Here is a 19,280-nt window from a genome sequence, read left to right on the forward strand (position 1 = left end):
ATACGCCCATTTTAGGCCATAAAATGCCTCTGGGACGCCCTTGTAGAATAGAATTTACAAAACCTGCTTACCTTTGTTTTCACTATGGGAATCAAAGCACTATTGAGTGAGCCGCTGGCTCGATACATTGTACAACAGCAAAAGGAATGGATTTCCAAAAGCATTGAAGTGCAGGAAAAATGGAGGAAAGATTTGGTCAAAAAATCCTCCGAAACAAGCTTCGGGAAAGACCACTTCTTTAAGGACATTCAATCTTACTCCGACTTCAAAGAGGCGGTTCCAGTCCACGACTACGAAGACCTCGGCAACTATATTGGACGGGTTAAAAATGGCGAAAAAGATGTCCTATGGCCGGGAAAGCCATTATATTTTGCCAAAACCTCAGGCACAACGTCCGGAACGAAATACATTCCAATCTCAAAAGATTCGATTTCAAATCACATTAACTCGGCCCGTAATGCCATTTTGACGTATATAGCAGAAACTGGAAAAGCGCAATTCCTGGACAATAAGCTCATTTTCCTCTCCGGAAGTCCTGAGCTGACAGAAACTGGCGGCGTGCTGACAGGGCGTTTGTCAGGCATTTCCAATCACCATGTCCCGGGATATTTGCGGTCAAACCAAATGCCGAGCTATGCAACTAATTGTATAGAGGATTGGGAAACAAAACTTGATAAAATCATTGATGAAACCCTAGATCAGCCCATGTCGCTGATATCCGGGATTCCGCCTTGGGTGCAAATGTATTTTGACAAGATCATTGAACGGACTGGCAAAAAGATCAAAGACGTCTTCCCGGAATTTTCTCTGTTCATTTATGGCGGAGTTAATTTTGAGCCTTACCGGGCTAAGCTATACGAGTCTATTGGTAAGCGCATTGACTCCATTGAATTGTATCCGGCGTCTGAAGGATTTTTTGCTTATCAGGATTCTCAGCATGACGAAGGTTTGCTGCTGCTGCTCAACACAGGCATTTTCTATGAGTTTATTCCTGTCGAAAATTTCTTTGACGAAAAACCTGTCAGACTGTCTATTGGCGAGGTGGAGATTGGGAAAAATTATGCGGTGATCGTTAATAACAATGCAGGACTATGGGGTTACTCACTCGGTGATACAATTCGTTTTGTTTCTATAAAACCATACAAAATTCTGGTTACGGGTCGCATTAAGCATTTCATATCAGCATTTGGCGAGCACGTGATTGGAGAAGAAATTGAAAATGCGCTTCGTTATGCCATGGAACGCCATCCAGAGGTTGAAGTGATTGAATTTACGGTGGCGCCAATGGTAAATTCTGAAAGTGGCGGACTTCCTTATCATGAATGGCTGGTTGAATTTGCCGTGCAGCCCAACAATTTTGAACAATTCGTCGCAGACATTGACAGAAGGCTTACCGAGCTCAATATCTATTATCTGGATTTAATCAAGGGAAATATCTTGCGAACATTGGAGCTGGTGCCTTTACGCAAAAACACATTTATAGATTACATGCGCGCCAATGGAAAATTGGGCGGACAGAATAAAGTGCCAAGATTGTCAAACGACCGCAAAATAGCGGACGAGCTGATTAAAATAAACCGGTCATAAGCCGGACAATTCATGTGCGTATGAGGATGAAAAAAAATATCGCGATTCTGGGATCAACGGGTTCTATCGGAACGCAGGCGTTGGAAGTGATGGAGGCGAATCCTGAGGTTTTCTCCGTAACGGTCCTGACCGCGCAGGATAATGCGGATCTGTTGATTGAGCAGGCAGCAAAGTTTCGTCCAAAAGAAGTGGTTATCGGCAATGAAAAGCTTTTCGAAAAGGTCCAGTCAGCCCTTTCAATTTACGATATCAAGGTTTACAGTGGAATTTCTGCATTGGTTTCTGTAGTGGAATCCGACTTTGTGGATACAGTGCTAACTGCAATGGTGGGTTACGCCGGCCTTTTGCCCACAATTCATGCAATTAAGGCAGGAAAAGACATTGCATTGGCCAATAAGGAAACGCTTGTTGTAGCAGGTGAGATGATCACCGCACTTGCCAAAGAACATAAAGTCAGCATTTATCCGGTTGATTCTGAACATTCGGCAATTTTTCAATGCCTTGTGGGAGAGGAGAATAACCCGGTTGAAAAGATCATATTGACAGCTTCCGGCGGTCCATTCCGCGGAAAGGATCGTGCTTATTTGGCAAATGTCACCAGAGCGCAGGCTTTGAAACATCCCAACTGGACCATGGGCGCAAAAATCACGATCGACTCTGCGACATTGATGAACAAAGGGCTCGAAGTGATTGAAGCCAAGTGGTTATTCGACCTCAGCACCGCGCAAATAGACGTGATCGTTCACCCGCAAAGCATTATCCACTCACTCGTGCAATTCGAAGACGGGAGCATGAAAGCGCAAATGGGATTGCCTGATATGAAATTGCCCATTCAATACGCATTGCATTATCCGGCCAGATTAAAATCCTCTTTCCCACGGTTTAATTTCCTGGATTATCCGTCGCTTACATTTGAAAAACCCGATCTGGAAACATTCAGGAACCTGGCTATTGCCTACGAAGTTTTGGAAAAAGGGGGCAATGCAGCTTGCATTGTCAACGCAGCTAACGAAATTGCGGTGGAAGCGTTTCTACATGACAAGATCGGATTTCTTGACATTTCAGACGTGATCGTTGAAAGTCTTGCCAAAATGACATTCATTTCCAGCCCAAGCTATTCCGATTATGTTCAAACAAATGAAGCAACGAGGCGTTTTGCTTCCGAATTGATACAGGTAAAAGTTTAATGAAAACCACCCTTCTAAAATATCTGTCCGTAGCGCTTGCCAGCACGCTTAAATTTTTTGGCGGCCCCATAGCCGGCGTTGTCTTGAAATTAACCTGGATCGAAACTGCGATATGTTCGGCTATTGGCATGATGTTCAGCGTGTTAGTGCTGACATATGTGGGCGGAGCAATTCAGAATTTCATCAAAAAACGCCGGAAAACGCCGCCTAAAAAGTTTAGCAGAACCAATCGCATGGCGGTTAACGTATGGAAGCGGTTTGGCATCATTGGCATTGCATTTCTCACGCCGCCATTGTTTACGCCTCTTTTCGGACCAATTTTAGCGGTTGCTTTTAAAGTGCCGCGTCCTGCTATTTTCCTGTGGATGTCCACCAGCGCAATCCTCTGGGGGCTTGCGATTTCTTACATTGCCCACAAAATGACGTTCATCCAGGAATGGATTAGATGACGACAGCTTAGCGGCTGACTTCTTTCTTAGGCGCAGTTGTTTTTTTCATAAAATCGCCTTGCGAGAAGTATTTTTCGATGAGGCAATACATTAAAATGAAGAAATAGCGACTTCCCATTTCCTTAATTTTCAGCTTCGATTCGCCGTATTTCCGGTTTGTCCAGCTATTCGGGACAACGGCATAGTTGTAGCCGCGCACCATTGCTTTTAAGGGAAGTTCAATGGTCAAATTGAAGTGAGGCGCCAAAAATGGCTTAATGCCTTCAATGGTTTCTCTTTTATAGAGTTTAAAAGCGTTGGTCGTGTCGTTGTACTTAATGCCCATCACCATCTTCACAATAAAATTGGCAACCCGGTTGATGACTTTTTTCAAAGCAGGATAATCAATCACTTTTCCACCTTTTTCCCATCTAGAACCAAAAACGCAATCATAGTCACCGTCCAGCATTTTGTAATAATATTTTACAAGATCTTCGGGATCATCAGACATGTCGGCCATGAAAACGGCTACACAATCTCCTTTAAAACGCTCTAAGCCGTATCTTACCGCATAGCCAAAGCCATTTGGACCCGGATTTGTGTAGTAGACCAATGTTGGGATTTGCAGCGAAAGCTCGTCCAGCACACGAAGTGTTCCGTCTTTGGAATTATCGTTTGTGACGCATATTTCGTGAGGAATATTGTATTTATTTAATGTTTGGTGCAGCGATGTAAGAGTGTGTGTAATGGACTCCTCCTCATTATATGCTGGTATTACGACGCTTAGCTTCATGGATTGCAGTTGTTGAAAACAGTACAAATTAAAGATTATTAATTTTAACTGCCAATTTTTTCCATTGTCGACAGTTGCTCGTCGTAACGTGCCAGTGTCTTCGCGATGATCGGATCATGCTTGTTGTTCAGCCACTTGCCGACATTTACAAACATTTCGCGCCTGTTTTTCAAAAATTTCAGATTGGTATTCGAATGAACATTGCTCAATCCTGCACTATGCTTGCGATATACGCCCATAGGCTCAGGGAAATATCCAATTTTGCCCTGCGCAGCCAGCTGAATAATCACCGCCCAGTCGCCCGCAGCGGCTTTTGCATGCCAATCTGCGAAGTCATTATTAAGAAAATGATTTCTGTAGACCCAGCTTGCGGTTGCCATAAACCATTTGTCTTCCAAAATATCTTCAATAGTCGAGACTAATTTCTGGTCAGGCGCATTAAAAAAATGTTCTGGCGACCCGTCTTCGTAGGTCACCAGAACATTATGGTGGGATATGGCAAAATCAGGATTTGCGTCCAGAAAATCGACTTGCTTCTGCAATTTCAACGGATCAGTCCAATAGTCATCACCCTCGCACATCGCCACATATTCGCCTTTGCAAGCCTTCAACAGTTGCAGCACATTGTTCCGCCCCGCAAACTCTCGCGGTTCCTTAGGCCCCTGATTCTCCGAATGCAAAAATGCCCGAATCCGTCCCGGGTTCTTCTTCTGATATTCACGAATGATCGCAGGCGTAGCATCCGTAGAAGCATCATCCCCAATCACAATCTCAAACTCAAAATCCGTAACCTGCATCAAAGCCCCATCAAGCATCTGCTTAATGTAGTTTTCATGATTGTATGTAGGAACGCAAACGGAAAGTTTCATTATCAGCTAAAAACCTCTTTCAATTGCTCCACGCTAGGAAAGTTCGGTGTTACTAATTCAGTTTCCGGCTTGTAAATGTATGCCATTGGATAACCCCTTTCTATGAATGTTGGCTCGTCGAGGTTGTTGTAACGCAGCTGCACCGACCAGCGAATGTTGTTGGTAATGTTATTGCCGGATTGGTGGATCAGGAATGCGGAGAAGACGAGAATGTCGCCGACTTTGAATTCGGTTTGGACGAAATCTTCTTCTTTTAATGATGACGTGATTCCGCCTTGGTAACCTGATGTGGTCGATTCCTGCAAACCAATTTTATGACTACCTGGAATAACCTGCAAAGCGCCGATATCCGCGCCGGCGTCAACCATTGGGAACCAGATTACGGTGCTATCCAGCGAGCCTTGACCTGTGCGCCAGTCCTGGTGTGCGTCCAGTTTCCAGTGTTTGCTGCCGTCTTTTGATAAGAAGCGGCTGTTAAATTGCATCGCAGCACGTGCGCCAATGATCGGGCTGGAAAGACCAACTTGTTTTAGAATGTCTTCGATTTTTGGATCAAGGCCCAGTTTGTGCAAAGAAAATGTATGCTGAACCGTTTTGCCTGTATTCACAAACGCATTAAAGTCTTTTTCGAAAAACTCAAACATTGCATTCTCAAACTCATCGCGGTTGTCGATATCCGGCGTTTTGCCAGTGACGTGCTTGATTTGTGTTGCAAATATTTTTCTTGCGTCCGTGTAAATGTTATTGATAACGTCTTTGTCCAAAAAATCTCTTAAAAGGACATAGCCGTCATTGTTGAATTGTTCCTGCAGAGTGCTCATTTGTATGACACTTTATGTGGTTTTTAAAAAAATTGAGAACCTAATCAGTCAGATAATGTAACCGGCTCTGAATAAGTTCTCAAATTTATGTTTCTATTGAAATCAAATAAATGACTTTTGTTGCCTTTTAAGCAGATCTTAGTCTTCCCAGACTGCATAAGCAAATCCGGCAGCGCCAAAGCCATTGCCATTGTAAAGCAGATATTTCTTGCCATTATGCTGGTAAAAATTAGCATAATCGATCATTTGGTAATCAAAATCCTCCGGATTATCCGACTTCGCGATTCCTACCAAATTATCCTTCCGTTCCCAATTCGTGCCATCCACAGACTCTGCATAACCAAGTCTGTAACTTTGGTTGCGATCTGTGCGGTAATCACGTGTGTGGCGATAAGAATAGTACATTTTGTAAATCCCATCTTCTTTGAAAACGCTAGGACGGCCCACTGCATGCAGAAAATCATCAAAGTCCAATGCCGGAATGTCGCTGATCTCCCAACGAATCCCATCTTTGCTAGTTGCCGACTGTCCTCTGTAATAAGGTTCAGGATAATCGTGAATGTATTCACATTTATGGCCGGAAATATACCACATCCGCCAGGTTCCATCCTCATCGATTATCACCGAAGGCTGTGCGGCCCAAAGCGGATTTTGAATGCTGCGGTCCATGATCGGGCCTACGAACATTTTTTTGAATGATAAACCGCCGTCGGTGCTGACAGCGAGTCCCATAGAAAGTCTGTATGAATTCCAGGTGCGGTTCCAGCCCGTGTAGTAAAGCCAGATGTCGCCATTCGGACGGTTTACAAACCAGGAAGGCATTGCGCCCGTTTCGTCATATTCGCCCGGACCACCCAATTCTAAAATAGGCTTGTCGTGGATGTAAAGGATTTTTTTCGGATCGTCGTAATCTACATCAATGAATGTTGGGCGCGATTGGCCGTCTTTGTCTCTTGACGAAAAATATATGCGTAAAAAATCTTCGTGCTTATATGCAAACGGAACCTGCGCGTGCGACAAACTGTGCGGCAATGTTCCGTCCGGCTTATATATAACTCCTTTTTTAACCCACATGTAATGATAATGTTATTGATTAATCAACCGCCTTTTCAGCGCGCAAACGCCAGTTGTCCACGAAATCCTTGCCTGGAATCGGCAGGTCAATGTCCACTTCCGGAGCATTCGCAGTAACCCTGTATTCCATCACATAAAAAGCATTTCCAAACACATAATGCAGTTTGAAATTCTCAATGTTGGCAGGAACGTCTTCAAGAGGCACTTCGGCACGGAAAAGCGGATTGGCTTTTAGTAATGTAGCGTAAGTTGGCGTGTTTCTCAACCAAGGCGCAATGCTCTCGTCACCCACAACCACTTTTCCGCCTGGGCGAACAACGCGGGTAAGCTCGTCGAAAGCGCGTTTTCTTTCAGAGAATGTATTAATCCCTCCAAAATGGAAAACAGCGTCAAAAGTATCGTCTGGGAATGGCAGGTAAGAACCGTTTCCAAGGAAATAATGCACATTTACATCTTCCGTTGAAAGTTTTTCCTGCGCTAGTTTCAACATATTAGGAGAAAGATCCGACAAAACAGCTGTTCCGCCTGGTCTTACGCGGTCTAAAATCAATGATGAGTCTTTACCTGTTCCAGCGCCGACCTCAAGTGCTTTCATGCCGGGTTTCAATTCCATTAGGTCGATGAAGAATTGTCTTGTAGAAGCCTCGTCCGAATGGTTTAATGTTTCAAAAACCCAGGAAACACCTTTGTCATAGCGAAGGAACGCCTGATCATACAAATATTGCTCACGCGCATCTTCTGGTAACAACTCTTTGGGATAGAGCATATTAACGATGCCTGTGTCGCCTACTTCATATATTGTTCCGTCTTCACTTTTCAGTGATTTTCCGTCTTCTGCTATTGTTAGTGCGGTTCCTGTAAGCGGACAAACCAACGATTCTAAAAACTCCTTTTGATTCATTTGTGCTTGGCTGATTGATACATATCTGGTCAAAATTACCCTTTTTCTTTGGAACAACATTCAATCTCAATGGGCTTCTTCGCAAAAGGAGCGCACAATATTTATTCTTACCTTTGAATGATTTGTAAGGATCACAGTCTCTCAGAATAGATTTCAATTGAATTATGTCTCAGCTGCAAGAAAAAATAAAAGCCCTCGCCAAAGATCAATCAGCCGATATTATAGCGCACCGCCGCCATTTACACAGCAACCCTGAATTATCTTTTGAAGAATATAAAACAGCCAAATATGTAGCCGCCGAGCTTACGGCCATTGGTTTACAACCCGAAGAAGGCGTTGCGGGAACGGGCGTTGTCGCTATCATTAAAGGCAGAAATCCTGCGAAACGCGTGGTGGGTTTGCGTGCTGATATGGATGCACTTCCGATCCTGGAAGCTAATGACGTTCCTTACAAATCAACTGTTCCAGGCGTTATGCACGCTTGCGGTCACGATGTGCACACATCATCGCTGCTGGGAACTGCAAGGATTTTAAATCAATTAAAAGAAGAGTTTGAGGGAACGATTAAGCTGGTTTTTCAACCTGCTGAGGAAAAAGCGCCGGGCGGGGCTTCATTAATGATCAAAGAAGGTGTTTTAGAAAATCCTAGACCAGCGAGTATGGTCGGCCAGCACGTTGCGCCGAACATTCCAGTTGGTAAAATCGGTTTTCGGGAAGGCATGTACATGGCCAGCACCGACGAACTTTACTTAACTGTAAAAGGAAAAGGCGGTCACGCCGCGGCTCCGCATCAATTGGTCGATCCGGTTTTAATGGCATCACATATCATTGTCGCATTGCAGCAGATCATCAGCCGCAATCGAAATCCAGCCAATCCTGCGGTGCTTTCGTTCGGAAGGTTTATCGCGGATGGCGTAACTAATGTTATTCCAAACGAAGTGACCATTCAGGGAACATGGCGTTGCATGGACGAAGAATGGCGGGAAGATGGTTTGAAAAGAATGAAAAAAATGGCCGAAGGCATCGCAGAAGCCATGGGAGGAAGCTGTGAATTTGAAATTGTACATGGTTATCCTTTCTTAAAAAACCATCCTGAGCTAACCAGACGCGTCAGAAGTGCAGCCACGAATTACATGGGCGCCGAGAATGTCATTGACCTTGATCTTTGGATGGCTGGCGAAGATTTTGCTTTCTATTCGCAGGTTGTGGATTCGTGTTTTTACCGATTAGGAACGCGTAACGAAGAGCTCGGAATCATTTCCGGCGTGCATACACCCACATTTGACATTGATGAAAGCGCACTGGAAATTTCGACGGGATTAATGTCCTGGCTGGCTATTTCTGAGCTGAACTATGAGGGATATAACGCTTAAAAAAGCTGTTAACTTTCAATGTAATCACACCAAGGATCGCTTCTTTAAAAATTCCTTTTGACATTTTGGAAGCTCCTTTGGTCCTGTCTGTGAAAATGATAGGCACTTCCACAATGTCGAAGCCGTATTTCCAGGAGTTGAATTTCATTTCAATTTGAAATGCATAACCGATGAAGCGAATATTATCCAGATTGATGGTTTTCAAAACCTTGCTGGTGTAGCAAATAAATCCGGCAGTTGGGTCCATGATTTGCATTCCTGTTATCATTCGCACATAATATCCAGCAAAATAGGACATTAAAACCCTGTTAATGGGCCAGTTAACAACATTCACTCCTGTAATGTAACGCGAACCAATCGCCACATCGTGACCTTCCACTGCGCACGCATGGTGCAGGCGAACGAGATCTTCGGGCGGATGCGAGAAGTCGGCGTCCATTTCAAAAATGAACTCATAACCACGTTCCATTGCCCACTTGAAGCCATGGATATACGCAGTTCCCAAACCCAATTTTCCTTTTCTTTCAACCAGGTGAAGACTTCCCGGATATTCTTTCATCAGCTCTTTCACCACCGCGGCAGTGCCGTCAGGAGATCCATCATCGATAATGAGCAGATCAAACGGTTGCTTCAAGCTAAAAACTTTCCGTATAATTGCTTCAACATTTTCAATCTCGTTGTAAGTAGGGATTACGACAATACTATTGTTCACAACTTGGGTAGGGTTAAATTAAATGTGTGATTTTCAGAGCTTAATATTATTTGTTTTCTCCCGAATCTCAATTTTCTTGTTCACTTTTTCATAGATCCGCGTCATGGTTTCAGGGCGCGTCATGTAATAATCGTAACTTTTCCGGTAAGCCGTTGTGTCAACTTTATGCTTTTTCCAAATGTCGGTTTTCAGCTTGTTGAAGATCATCAGCGATGAGTCAAGAGAGCGCATCTGCAAACGGTTCACCCGCGATTCGGCCAAATGAATGTCCGTCAGGATCGTCGCCATTTGTTCTTCACTTATTGTATCCTTCGGCGGTTTCTCATCGTCCACGCAGCCAATAAACAGCAACGAGACCACGAGAAAATGGATTAATCCGTTCGGGAAATTGATTGTCGGACACCTCATAAAACGCAAAATGTATATCTTTGTTTAGATACGCCGGGTAACAAAGGTGATAATTTTTTCGCAAAACTAATGTTTGAACAGTTCCTTGGAAAGCTAAGAAAGTATGAAATTCGCATGCGGAAAGCGGTAACCAGCGAACGTTATGGCAATTTCCACTCCGTTTTCAAGGGATCAGGTCTCGAATTTGACGACTTGCGGCTTTATCAATATGGCGACGATGTGCGCGCGATTGACTGGAACACTTCGGCAAAGGGCCACGGCACTTTTGTCAAAATCTTCAAAGAGGACAAGGAGCAAACAGCTTTTTTCATGCTTGATGTAAGCGCTTCGCAGCAAGTAGGAGAACTAAAAAGGCTCAAAATTGACATTGCAAAGGAGATTTGCGGCGTTTTGACCTTATCCGCAATCCAGGAAGCATCAAGAGTGGGTCTGCTTTGTTTTTCTGATAAAAACGAGCGCTATATCCGACCGTCCGATGGCATGAAACATGGTTATGGCGTCATTTCCGAAATATACAAACTCGTCCCGGAATCGAGCAAGACCAACATTGCGGAGGCGATCCTGGTTACATTGAATGTTTTGAAAAGAAAAAGCCTCATTTTCCTGATTTCCGATTTTATAGATAACAATTACCAGCATAACCTCAAAGCATTGGCCCGTAAGCACGATTTGATCGTGATTCATTTGTATGATTCGAGGGAAGTGAATCTGCCCGGACTGGGCATTATTCCACTTTACGATGCGGAAAAGCAAAGCACGGTTTGGGTCAACACTTCGTCCAAACAATACAAAGAGGAAATGGCGAGCCGGTTTACAAAAAGGAGTTCAGAATTACAACGGCTTTGTCACCAAAACCGCGCCGATTACATTTCCATCAATACACAGGAGGATTATGTGCCCGCACTCATCCATTTATTCAAGGTGAGACGTTATACAAAAAGTAGTGCATAGTCGTAAAATGAGTAAATCGAACATTCTATTTTTTTATGTTTTCGCGCTGAGCTTTCTGCTGCCACGGGGAGGTTTTGGACAAAAAGTAAAGCCATTGGGTCTTTTTTTGGCGGACAGCATTGAGGTGGGAAAGCCGGTTTATTTTTCTCTCAGCGTGCGTCATAATCCTAAAACGGAGATTTTTTTTCCCGACACATTGTTTGATTTTTCGCCTTTCGAAATCATTTCCAAAAGATCATTTGCATCCAGCACAGACGAGCGGGGCAGCTTGGACAGCGCTGTATATCAGCTCATTTCGTTTGATGTTGCAGAAAATCAGGCGCTTAGAATGCCCGTTTACGTTTTCCACAAAAAAGATTGCACGGCCGTTTTTGCCCAACCCGATTCTGTTTTTTTAATCAAAAGCAATGTCATTGAAGCAACAAACAAGGCAAGTCTGACACCGGAAACCAGCTTGTTGCCATTAAGCAGCGAATTCAATTTTTCCATCTTATTAGGAAGCATTGCATTGATTGTGGGCGTTGTGGGCAGCATTTATTGGGTTTTTGGACAAGATATTTACAAACAATGGCAACTTATCAAATTGCAGCGGAGGCATCTGGAATATTTGCGGTCGTTTAACCGTCTTATGCGGAATGCACGCGACCGGAATAACATTAAGGATGCGGAAAAAGCCATTATCGTTTGGAAAAATTATTTGGAAAGGCTGGAAAAAAAACCATTTGCGACCTACACAACCCGCGAAATCGTTGATAACATGCCCGACGAAGCGCTGGCAGAGGCGCTGAAAAACATGGATAGCATCATTTACGGACAGGTTATTTCCAAAAATATGGCCGAATCCCTCGAAGTCTTGAAAAATGGCGCAACCCGCATTTACCGAAACAAAAGAAGATTTATCCTGGACAGCCCAATCGCATAATCTGCACTATGGAAAAATGGTTTTCATTGGAATGGTTTGGTTTGGAGACTTTTCGGTCTTACGAATGGGTTTATCCATATTTTTTGTATTTGCTGCCTTTTGTTCCAATCCTTTTTTGGCTGCGAAATGCATTGCACAGGAAGCATAAGCAGCGCCTGGTGATCACATATAACGCTGTCCGCGGCACACGTGACTGGCAAACATTGCTCCGGTTCATTCAGCCGGTTTCAGTTGGACTCGGGATTTGCTTGATCCTTGTCGCACTGGCGCGTCCGCAGGTCATTTCAGAAAGGACTGATCAATATTCGGAAGGGATCGACATTATGCTTTTGCTGGATATTTCGGATTCCATGATGGAAAAAGATTTGAGCCCGAACCGGCTGGAAGCCGCGAAACTTGTTGCAAGACAATTCATCAAAGGCCGTCTGCACGACCGGATCGGACTGATCGTTTTTGCGGGAGAGGCCGTTTCACTTTGTCCGTTAACAACTGACTATGAGCTTCTTTTTGGGTTTTTGGATGAAATAGACCCTGCTATGGTGCCAACCGCGGGAACGGCCATTGGCAGCGCGCTTGCCGTGGCAGTCAACCGGATGCGCGAGACGCCTGGTGATAGCAAAGTGGCGATTCTGATCAGCGATGGTGATAATACGTCCGGGAACCTTGGGCCGGCAACATCCGCGCAGCTGGCGCATGCGTTTGGAATCAGGGTTTACACGATTTCGGTCGGAAAGCAAAAAAAATCAATGCGCACGGATAGTGCAGCGGTTTCCAATGCGTTAGTAGATGAAACGGAATTGAAAAACATTGCTGGTCTGGGCAACGGAAAATATTTCCGGGCGTCTGATAACAGCGCTTTGGAAGGCGTTTTCAAACAAATAGATCTGCTCGAAAAGGTCAAATCCAGGGATGTTGTCTCCCGCGACGTAACCGATTTTTACCGGATTTATTTATATTGGGCAGTGTTGTTCCTGCTGATTGCAATTGGAACAAAGAGTACATTTATGGCAAATATTCTGGAAGATTGATGCTAAAAGCATATTACAATTTTGAAGCAATAGAAGCGGGACTGGACGAGGTGGGCCGTGGATGTTTGGCAGGTCCCGTTGTGGCTGCTGCCGTTATTTTACCAAGAGATTTCAAGCATTCTTATTTAACTGATTCCAAGCAGCTTACGAAAGTGCAGCGGTTGGAGCTTGAAAAGGATATTATTCGCGAAGCCGTTTGCTGGGCAGTTGCGGAAGTGGATAATTTAGAAATTGATAGGATCAATATTCTGAAAGCCAGCTTCCTGGCAATGCACCGGGCAGTGGATAAGCTAAGAATGAAACCCGAGCATTTGTTGGTCGACGGCAATCGTTTTACGCCTTACCCCATGATCCCGCACACATGCATCATCAAGGGCGATGCACATTACTTTTCAATTGCAGCAGCTTCGGTTTTGGCAAAAAATTACCGGGATGAATTAATGTCCAGACTTTCAGGACAATTTCCGCATTATGGCTGGGAAACAAATGTAGGCTATCCAACAATCCACCACCGTAAAGCCATTGGGCAGCATGGTCCATGCCCATATCACCGCATGACATTCAAATTACTGAAAGCCGATTGCGATCAGGCAATGGAAGAAGAAATGGAAGATTTGGGTTTTTTATAAAGCGGAACAGTGCTGCAAGGCTCGCCAAACATCAGGCTTTGAACGATTGGTTTGAGTAATCTGCTGATCTCAACGTAAGCTGAAACAGGAACTGTAACTTTGCTGCATCCTTTTACAACTACTCTTTTGCCTTCGAATTCGCTGAGATTCAACTTTTGAATGCCGTCGGCAAACAGTTTGTCTTCCAATGCATTTAGATCTCCGAAAACTATTGCATTGGCATATGGCTCCAATTGCACGGCCAAGAGCATATATGCCCAAGTTGGCACGATTGCGTCTTCTGAACAAATGATCGCAACATTTTTGCCTTGATATTGTGCCCAGTCATGCGCTTTCAGGAATTCTCTGAAATCCTTTTCTTTCAGGATCATTCCCTGCCACAAATTGTCTTTGATATCGTACAAAACGCGCTCGCCGGGATGATAAAGCTCTTCGAGATCCAATGATACAATGCCGCTGACAGCGACCCGGTTTACAATTTCTTCAGTTTCCATTTTTGTCTTGCTTTACTTCAAATACTAACACAGAAAAGGCGCAGATTGTTTATTTGCCTTACTAGAAAATGGATTGTGTTAAGCCAGAGAGCTCGCTTTTTTCGGAGGCGGCGACATGAAATCTTTCAAATAATATGGCTCAAATGTGGCCACATCTTCGAAATGTGCATTTTCAAAAGCCTTAACAGCCAGTTCGCCAATTGTCACAGCCGAAGGACGAATTTCTCTTTCTGGAAAAACGGCATTTGGATGACTTCCAAGTAACTTTTCACACTTTGCAGCGCCATCACCGAAGAAAACAATCTTGTGATCTGCTAGCAAATCTTGAAATGAATGTTCATTCATTATAATGGCTTGTGTCTCTTGTACGAAATTGTTCGTCGAGTCAAACACAGCTGCATAAACTTCCATCCTCCGCGCATCGATCATAGGGCACAGCAAATGTCCCGGATAGAACGCATTCAGCTGCAAAGTCATCGCTTCCAATGTATTAATTGCAATTATTGGCTTGTCCAATGCATAGCAAAGTCCTTTTGCGGATGAAACGCCCACGCGCAAGCCCGTGTAAGAGCCGGGGCCCTTCGCCACCGCAATGGCGTCTAGATCATTTAATGTAAATCCTGCGTGCTTAACAGCGCTTTCCATCAATGTTGTTAACATGGACGACGACGACCGATCTGTGTGAAGATCGGCGCTGGCGAGTAAAACGGCATTCTCGTGAACTGCAACTGAGCAGCCGCGAATGGAAGTGTCGATACTAAGTAGGAGCATGTAAAAGGGCAAAAGAGCAAACGAAAGTTACCCGAACAAGTGTCAAACTGAGTGTAGCCGCGGTTATTTCTTTTTCAAAAGGTCATTGTAACGAGCCGGCTCTTTAAACAATGCCAGCGCCGCTTTTACTTCAGGATCTTCTTTAAATGAAGCTTCTCTCAAACCTTTTTCCAGATAGTAATGCTTGATAATTTCTTCTTCCAGGATCTTTTTAATTTCCGGTTTGAAAATCTGCAAGTCATTATCCTTGCTGTGCGAAAGTTTTGATTTCAATGCTTTAAGCTGATCTTCAATGACTTCCAACGATTTCTCTTTCTTAGCAGAAGCTTCCAGATCATTCAAATCGCGCTCAACTTGTGTGGTATAATCGTATTCTTTGTCACCGAGCCATTTGGTAAATGCTGTATAATCGGCATCCGAAAGACTGAATTCTTTTGCGGGCTTAACAGTTGGATGCTCAAAGTGAAATTTTACGGCATAATCGAAGAAAAGACGGTTACGGCCCAATGAAGTTGCCAAAGGCGAGTAAGTCTCTTTTTCTGTCAAAATATCAGGTAAAATCCCACCGCCATCGAAAACGGAACGGCCGTTTTTTGTTTTGAATTCAGTCATTAACGAATCCGCAATTTTACCGACGCTGCCATCATCATTCCTATGGCTGTAATCGATGGCCTGAATGCATCGTCCGCTTGGAATGTAATATTTGGCGGTTGTGATTTTCATTTTTGTATTGAATGACAAATCACGCGTCGTTTGCACAAGTCCTTTTCCATAAGTGCGCTGCCCGATCAAAACGCCACGATCATAATCCTGAATAACACCTGAAACGATTTCTGCTGCCGAAGCGCTGCGGTTGTTAGTCAGCACCACAACAGGGATTTCAGTGTCCAATGCTGGATTATAAGCCGTGTAAGTTTTATTCCACTCGCTTACTTTGCCCTTTGTAGAAACGATTTCTTCGCCTTTGGCAATGAAAATATTGGAAATTTCAATCGCCATATTCAGCAAGCCGCCCGGGTTATCACGCAAGTCGAGCACAACGGATTTCATGCCTTTTCCCTTCAATTCCTGAAATGCATTGCGCACTTCGCGGGAAGCAGTTGCGGTGAAATCTTTCAGATCAATGTAGCCCACATCTTCGCTGATCATGCCATAATAAGGCACATTGGTCACCTTTACAATGTCGCGGTTTAGGGAAACTTCGAGCGGCTTCGTTGCGCCATAACGCTTCAATGTTAAAGTAACATTAGACTGGGTTTGACCTTTCAGCAATTTCCCCGTGTCAAAATCTTCGCGGGTTGAAACATCAATGCCGTTGATTTTGATGATTTCATCACCCAGTTGCAATCCGGCCTTTTGTGCTGGCGTATCTTCATAAACCATCATCACTGTGTGCTTGCCTTCTGCCGAACTGATAATCGCGCCGATGCCATTGTATTTGCCTGTGGTCATGGTCATGTAATCCTCAATGTCATCCTCGGCATAATACACCGTGTAAGGGTCCAGCGAGCGCAGCATATTGTCTATGCTGGTCTTAATGAGTTGGTTAGGATTGATTTCATCAACATAATAAGCGTTCAACTCTTTGAACAATGTGGCATAGATATCCAGATTGCGCGCAATTTCGAATATACGGTCATCTTGCTTGAAAGAAATGAAGGCGAGCCCTGCAACAACCGGAATGGCCAGCCAGAGGGAGCGAAGGTATTTTTTCATCTATATTCAGGAATTAGATTAGTTCTTTGGAACGGCGCGGGGCAACTTTTCGAGTCTTTTGAGCGATTGCTTCATAGCCGGTTCAATAACGTCATAAGATGTTATTTCTTTTGCAAGATACAAAAAAGCAATGTAGGAAGGTCTTGATTCCGTGGATAATGCGAGCAGTGATTCCTTGTTCAAACGGTAAGCTTCACGGCAGCGGCGACGAATGAGATTTCGGTCGACAGCGCGTTTGAAAGATTTTTTGGAAACAGAAAAAAGGACTTGCGGGAGGGGAGGAGGCGACTCTTTTTCTATAATATAGAGCACCCTAAAAGGAAAAAGGTAGAACGTGTGGACCTCCGTGCTACCTCTTTGAAAAAGCCGTCCGATTAATCGGGGGCTGCATAAGCGTTCATTTTTACCAAATGTTTTTTTCAAGTTCTTGTAGAAAAAATGGTCTGCTAAGTTTGATAATTTCGAACTTAGCAGACTATGAATTAACGTCCTCTACGTAAACTTTCAAACCTCGGTTATTGCTTATGACGCTTTTCGTCCGATACTGTCAATTTCCAACGGCCTTTCTTGCGACGGCCTGCTACTACTTTACGCCCATTTGCAGTGGACATTCTTTCACGGAAACCGTGTTTGTTTCTCCTCTTGCGATTCGATGGTTGAAAGGTACGTTTCATCTCATTATCAAATTATTGCGCTATAAATCTCTGTCTACCCTTAAATTGGGCTTGCAAAGGTAAGAGAAAAAATTTATATTAGTAAACATTTCATCAAAAACTAAAATTTAATGGCAAGGAAAAAGGCACTCTCACTCGCCCTGGACGCCACCAGGGACTTCACACTTACGCTCGAGCCGGTCAGCGGAGGAATCACATTATTTTATGCATTTGTAAACGGCGTAAAGGTTATCCAGTCCGACGGAACCGAAAAGCGCGCATGGAACGGCACCATTTCCCTTGCACAGGTTCGTATAAAGGTGCGGGTTGTAGGAATCGGAAATGCATCTTTCAACCTTGGAATAGACTTGCCCGGAACGGCCGAAGATCAAAGCTTAACATTAAAGTTACACGACGGTTACTATGAGACAGATATACTTTTGTAGCGTGCTGCTCCTGTGTCCGTTGGTTACGCTGGCGCAGGAAGCCAAATTTAAACTTGCCCCTTATGTCAATGCCACCACTTCTATTAAGGAAGGATTAATTGAAGCGGGGCCGGAAATGAGTTGGGAAAAAGTTGAGCAAGGAAAAACTTTTACCATAAGGCCCGTCATCCGGATGCCTTTGACCAATGAGGCCGAAAACGTGTTGCAAATTGACCGCTTCACCTCGACGTGGAAAAGTGTGCTGGCGGCGCAGTTTACAAAAGATAATACGCAGGCTTCGGGAAATATTTCCAGACATTCATTCACCGGCCAGTTTGAATATGGACATGCCAAGTTCACATATTTTCCGAGTGGCAATGCGGCCGTTGAGGCAAGCAATGGAGAAGATTCGTATGCTTTTGAGATAAAATACACAGGGTTTTTTACCAAAGGACAATCGGGTGCGGCGCAGTATTCACCGCAATTTCGCCTGCGCTACGCTTATGACTGGCAGGCATCGTCGGAAGTCAGCGTTCTGAATGCGGCAAACACCGGAGGATTTGTGACTGTGTCGGACCTCATTGTCGATCCGCCGAGCGTGCAGCCTATATTTTCTCCGGCATTTTCATTGCAGATTTATCCGGGGAAAGGAAATTTCAGTTATTCGCCAACCGTTTATTATGATTTTACGGGAAACATTGGCGACAATGGTCCGTTTGGTGATCTAAACCGACTGCGACTTGAAACCTGGATCTTCTTTTATCCGTCCGTAACCGACAGTCCGAATGTCAAAATAGGGATTTCACCATTTCTGAGCATCAGGACAAAGGGCATGGACAGCTTTAACAGGGCGGAATATGGCGGCATGATCACACTTAAATTCGGCACATCGTTCCTGCAATTTTTATAAAGGCATATAAAACAGGCTTTTCGGAGCCTGTTGCCTTATTTCGTTAAACTTTTTTAAGGTTGTGTACGTTGATTTGTGCTGATACTGTGTACATTGCATATATTCAGTATGATTTTAACAATCTCACACATTCACTATGTATTCGTCTGTTTTGATAGCCGGGCAATTTGTTAACCTTGGCATAAAGGAAAGTAACCCTGTTACGCAAATGAAGTTGCAGAAAATGGTCTTTTTCGCGCATGGACTTCATTTGGCATTGAATCATGGAAATCCATTGATCAGGGAAAAATTTCTGGCGTGGCGGTTTGGGCCGGTTGTGCCGACGATTTATCAGCTATACAAAAAGTGGGGGAACTCACCGATTTTAGAAAAAACTTCCATTACAGTTAATTTCCAGCCGCTGGCCAATTTTTCAGAACTCTCTCCCTCGGCCCTTGAAGCGATCAATAATACTTGGGAAATTACAAAAGACGTTGATGCCATAACATTGTCAAACTGGTCACATTCAACGAATTCTCCGTGGGATATTACTTACAAGCAGATTGGCGAGAACGGAGTAATTGACGATAACTTGATTAGGAATTATTTTGAGCAGCAAATCAAATCCCCAATCCCGGCTGTCTGAGCC

Annotated in this window: 23 protein-coding genes; 11 read left to right on the forward strand and 12 right to left on the reverse strand. The window is 44.1% G+C overall.

The features are described from left to right. The first annotated feature begins 84 nt into the window (after positions 1 to 84). Genes LZG73_RS23200 through LZG73_RS23210 form a run of 3 tightly spaced genes read left to right on the forward strand, consistent with a single transcriptional unit; the run spans position 85 to position 3,223 of the window. The gene (locus LZG73_RS23200) at positions 85 to 1,587 is read left to right on the forward strand and encodes a GH3 auxin-responsive promoter family protein (RefSeq protein ID WP_233854963.1); all 1,503 of its coding nucleotides are present in this window, start codon (positions 85 to 87) and stop codon (positions 1,585 to 1,587) included. Between the two features lie 26 nt (positions 1,588 to 1,613). Further along, a complete protein-coding gene (locus LZG73_RS23205) occupies positions 1,614 to 2,774 on the forward strand; it encodes a 1-deoxy-D-xylulose-5-phosphate reductoisomerase (RefSeq protein WP_233854965.1) in 1,161 nt (386 codons plus the stop codon). Further along, positions 2,774 to 3,223, forward strand: a complete 450-nt coding sequence (locus LZG73_RS23210; RefSeq protein WP_233854967.1) for a hypothetical protein — start codon at positions 2,774 to 2,776, stop codon at positions 3,221 to 3,223. Before LZG73_RS23205 ends, LZG73_RS23210 begins: the two co-directional genes overlap by 1 nt. A 7-nt stretch (positions 3,224 to 3,230) precedes the next feature. Here LZG73_RS23210 and LZG73_RS23215 read toward each other — a convergent pair whose 3' ends face one another. From LZG73_RS23215 to LZG73_RS23235, 5 genes are all read right to left on the reverse strand, one after another. Then, positions 3,231 to 3,995, reverse strand: a complete 765-nt coding sequence (locus LZG73_RS23215) for a glycosyltransferase family 2 protein (RefSeq protein WP_233854968.1) — start codon at positions 3,993 to 3,995, stop codon at positions 3,231 to 3,233. A gap of 44 nt (positions 3,996 to 4,039) precedes the next feature. Further along, positions 4,040 to 4,864: a glycosyltransferase gene (locus LZG73_RS23220; protein WP_233854969.1), complete on the reverse strand. Its 825-nt coding sequence runs from the start codon at positions 4,862 to 4,864 to the stop codon at positions 4,040 to 4,042. Positions 4,865 to 4,866: 2 nt separating this feature from the next. Beyond that, complete coding sequence (locus tag LZG73_RS23225) at positions 4,867 to 5,685, reverse strand: phytanoyl-CoA dioxygenase family protein (RefSeq protein WP_233854970.1); 819 nt, start codon at positions 5,683 to 5,685, stop codon at positions 4,867 to 4,869. 138 nt (positions 5,686 to 5,823) lie between these two features. Then, complete coding sequence (locus LZG73_RS23230; protein ID WP_233854971.1) at positions 5,824 to 6,759, reverse strand: hypothetical protein; 936 nt, start codon at positions 6,757 to 6,759, stop codon at positions 5,824 to 5,826. 19 nt (positions 6,760 to 6,778) lie between these two features. After that, complete coding sequence (locus tag LZG73_RS23235; RefSeq protein ID WP_233854972.1) at positions 6,779 to 7,660, reverse strand: class I SAM-dependent methyltransferase; 882 nt, start codon at positions 7,658 to 7,660, stop codon at positions 6,779 to 6,781. Between the two features lie 164 nt (positions 7,661 to 7,824). Here LZG73_RS23235 and LZG73_RS23240 point away from each other — a divergent pair, with 164 nt between their 5' ends. Then, a complete protein-coding gene (locus LZG73_RS23240) occupies positions 7,825 to 9,033 on the forward strand; it encodes a M20 family metallopeptidase (RefSeq protein ID WP_233854973.1) in 1,209 nt (402 codons plus the stop codon). Here LZG73_RS23240 and LZG73_RS23245 read toward each other — a convergent pair. After that, positions 8,996 to 9,745, reverse strand: coding sequence for a polyprenol monophosphomannose synthase (locus LZG73_RS23245; protein WP_233854974.1), 750 nt, complete (start codon positions 9,743 to 9,745; stop codon positions 8,996 to 8,998). The two genes, LZG73_RS23240 and LZG73_RS23245, sit on opposite strands and share 38 nt — an antisense overlap. Before the next feature lie 33 nt (positions 9,746 to 9,778). Continuing rightward, entirely contained in the window at positions 9,779 to 10,153 is a 375-nt protein-coding gene (locus LZG73_RS23250; protein WP_233854976.1) for a DUF4296 domain-containing protein, read from the reverse strand. Positions 10,154 to 10,222: 69 nt separating this feature from the next. Here LZG73_RS23250 and LZG73_RS23255 point away from each other — a divergent pair, with 69 nt between their 5' ends. From LZG73_RS23255 to LZG73_RS23270, 4 genes are read left to right on the forward strand one after another with little or no spacing between them, the layout of a single operon-like run. After that, on the forward strand, positions 10,223 to 11,104 hold the full coding sequence (locus LZG73_RS23255) for a DUF58 domain-containing protein (RefSeq protein ID WP_233854978.1): 882 nt from the start codon (positions 10,223 to 10,225) through the stop codon (positions 11,102 to 11,104). A gap of 7 nt (positions 11,105 to 11,111) precedes the next feature. Next, a complete protein-coding gene (locus LZG73_RS23260; protein ID WP_233854980.1) occupies positions 11,112 to 12,026 on the forward strand; it encodes a hypothetical protein in 915 nt (304 codons plus the stop codon). A gap of 8 nt (positions 12,027 to 12,034) precedes the next feature. Beyond that, positions 12,035 to 13,054, forward strand: coding sequence for a VWA domain-containing protein (locus tag LZG73_RS23265; RefSeq protein WP_233854982.1), 1,020 nt, complete (start codon positions 12,035 to 12,037; stop codon positions 13,052 to 13,054). Beyond that, positions 13,054 to 13,683, forward strand: coding sequence for a ribonuclease HII (locus LZG73_RS23270; protein ID WP_233854984.1), 630 nt, complete (start codon positions 13,054 to 13,056; stop codon positions 13,681 to 13,683). Before LZG73_RS23265 ends, LZG73_RS23270 begins: the two co-directional genes overlap by 1 nt. Here the strand turns inward: LZG73_RS23270 and LZG73_RS23275 are convergent. The 5 genes from LZG73_RS23275 to rpmH all read right to left on the reverse strand — a co-directional run bounded on the left by LZG73_RS23275 (position 13,641) and on the right by rpmH (position 17,338). Further along, positions 13,641 to 14,177, reverse strand: coding sequence for a DUF2480 family protein (locus LZG73_RS23275; protein WP_233854985.1), 537 nt, complete (start codon positions 14,175 to 14,177; stop codon positions 13,641 to 13,643). The two genes, LZG73_RS23270 and LZG73_RS23275, sit on opposite strands and share 43 nt — an antisense overlap. Positions 14,178 to 14,255: 78 nt before the next feature. Continuing rightward, positions 14,256 to 14,948 (reverse strand): tRNA (adenosine(37)-N6)-threonylcarbamoyltransferase complex dimerization subunit type 1 TsaB, encoded by a 693-nt coding sequence (gene tsaB, locus LZG73_RS23280; protein WP_233854987.1) that lies wholly within the window; start codon positions 14,946 to 14,948, stop codon positions 14,256 to 14,258. Positions 14,949 to 15,011: 63 nt separating this feature from the next. After that, positions 15,012 to 16,664, reverse strand: a complete 1,653-nt coding sequence (locus LZG73_RS23285; protein ID WP_233854989.1) for a S41 family peptidase — start codon at positions 16,662 to 16,664, stop codon at positions 15,012 to 15,014. Between the two features lie 18 nt (positions 16,665 to 16,682). Beyond that, complete coding sequence (locus LZG73_RS23290; protein ID WP_233854991.1) at positions 16,683 to 17,087, reverse strand: ribonuclease P protein component; 405 nt, start codon at positions 17,085 to 17,087, stop codon at positions 16,683 to 16,685. 92 nt (positions 17,088 to 17,179) lie between these two features. Next, entirely contained in the window at positions 17,180 to 17,338 is a 159-nt protein-coding gene (gene rpmH, locus LZG73_RS23295) for a 50S ribosomal protein L34 (protein WP_015813300.1), read from the reverse strand. Between the two features lie 110 nt (positions 17,339 to 17,448). Between rpmH and LZG73_RS23300 the strand changes: the two genes are divergently transcribed. From LZG73_RS23300 to LZG73_RS23310, 3 genes are all read left to right on the forward strand, one after another. Continuing rightward, positions 17,449 to 17,763 (forward strand): hypothetical protein, encoded by a 315-nt coding sequence (locus tag LZG73_RS23300; RefSeq protein WP_233854993.1) that lies wholly within the window; start codon positions 17,449 to 17,451, stop codon positions 17,761 to 17,763. Continuing rightward, positions 17,741 to 18,652, forward strand: coding sequence for a hypothetical protein (locus LZG73_RS23305; RefSeq protein WP_233854995.1), 912 nt, complete (start codon positions 17,741 to 17,743; stop codon positions 18,650 to 18,652). The genes LZG73_RS23300 and LZG73_RS23305 overlap by 23 nt, the downstream gene beginning before the upstream one ends. A gap of 136 nt (positions 18,653 to 18,788) precedes the next feature. Next, a complete protein-coding gene (locus LZG73_RS23310) occupies positions 18,789 to 19,277 on the forward strand; it encodes a Panacea domain-containing protein (RefSeq protein ID WP_233854997.1) in 489 nt (162 codons plus the stop codon). Positions 19,278 to 19,280 lie beyond the last annotated feature (3 nt).

It is taken from the genome of Dyadobacter sp. CY326 (assembly GCF_021390515.1).
Lineage (GTDB): Bacteria > Bacteroidota > Bacteroidia > Cytophagales > Spirosomataceae > Dyadobacter.

Excerpts from the sequence above, each read along its gene's own strand:
- LZG73_RS23275 (WP_233854985.1), bottom strand. The coding sequence starts at position 14,177 with ATGGAAACTGAAGAAATTGTAAACCGGGTCGCTGTCAGCGGCATTGTA.
- LZG73_RS23260 (WP_233854980.1), top strand. The coding sequence starts at position 11,112 with ATGAGTAAATCGAACATTCTATTTTTTTATGTTTTCGCGCTGAGCTTT.
- LZG73_RS23300 (WP_233854993.1), top strand. The coding sequence starts at position 17,449 with ATGGCAAGGAAAAAGGCACTCTCACTCGCCCTGGACGCCACCAGGGAC.
- LZG73_RS23220 (WP_233854969.1), bottom strand. The coding sequence starts at position 4,864 with ATGAAACTTTCCGTTTGCGTTCCTACATACAATCATGAAAACTACATT.
- LZG73_RS23310 (WP_233854997.1), top strand. The coding sequence starts at position 18,789 with ATGTATTCGTCTGTTTTGATAGCCGGGCAATTTGTTAACCTTGGCATA.
- LZG73_RS23205 (WP_233854965.1), top strand. The coding sequence starts at position 1,614 with ATGAAAAAAAATATCGCGATTCTGGGATCAACGGGTTCTATCGGAACG.
- LZG73_RS23230 (WP_233854971.1), bottom strand. The coding sequence starts at position 6,759 with ATGTGGGTTAAAAAAGGAGTTATATATAAGCCGGACGGAACATTGCCG.
- LZG73_RS23235 (WP_233854972.1), bottom strand. The coding sequence starts at position 7,660 with ATGAATCAAAAGGAGTTTTTAGAATCGTTGGTTTGTCCGCTTACAGGA.
- LZG73_RS23250 (WP_233854976.1), bottom strand. The coding sequence starts at position 10,153 with ATGAGGTGTCCGACAATCAATTTCCCGAACGGATTAATCCATTTTCTC.
- LZG73_RS23210 (WP_233854967.1), top strand. The coding sequence starts at position 2,774 with ATGAAAACCACCCTTCTAAAATATCTGTCCGTAGCGCTTGCCAGCACG.
- LZG73_RS23255 (WP_233854978.1), top strand. The coding sequence starts at position 10,223 with ATGTTTGAACAGTTCCTTGGAAAGCTAAGAAAGTATGAAATTCGCATG.
- LZG73_RS23200 (WP_233854963.1), top strand. The coding sequence starts at position 85 with ATGGGAATCAAAGCACTATTGAGTGAGCCGCTGGCTCGATACATTGTA.
- LZG73_RS23305 (WP_233854995.1), top strand. The coding sequence starts at position 17,741 with ATGAGACAGATATACTTTTGTAGCGTGCTGCTCCTGTGTCCGTTGGTT.
- tsaB (WP_233854987.1), bottom strand. The coding sequence starts at position 14,948 with ATGCTCCTACTTAGTATCGACACTTCCATTCGCGGCTGCTCAGTTGCA.
- rpmH (WP_015813300.1), bottom strand. The coding sequence starts at position 17,338 with ATGAAACGTACCTTTCAACCATCGAATCGCAAGAGGAGAAACAAACAC.
- LZG73_RS23270 (WP_233854984.1), top strand. The coding sequence starts at position 13,054 with ATGCTAAAAGCATATTACAATTTTGAAGCAATAGAAGCGGGACTGGAC.
- LZG73_RS23285 (WP_233854989.1), bottom strand. The coding sequence starts at position 16,664 with ATGAAAAAATACCTTCGCTCCCTCTGGCTGGCCATTCCGGTTGTTGCA.
- LZG73_RS23215 (WP_233854968.1), bottom strand. The coding sequence starts at position 3,995 with ATGAAGCTAAGCGTCGTAATACCAGCATATAATGAGGAGGAGTCCATT.
- LZG73_RS23240 (WP_233854973.1), top strand. The coding sequence starts at position 7,825 with ATGTCTCAGCTGCAAGAAAAAATAAAAGCCCTCGCCAAAGATCAATCA.
- LZG73_RS23265 (WP_233854982.1), top strand. The coding sequence starts at position 12,035 with ATGGAAAAATGGTTTTCATTGGAATGGTTTGGTTTGGAGACTTTTCGG.
- LZG73_RS23225 (WP_233854970.1), bottom strand. The coding sequence starts at position 5,685 with ATGAGCACTCTGCAGGAACAATTCAACAATGACGGCTATGTCCTTTTA.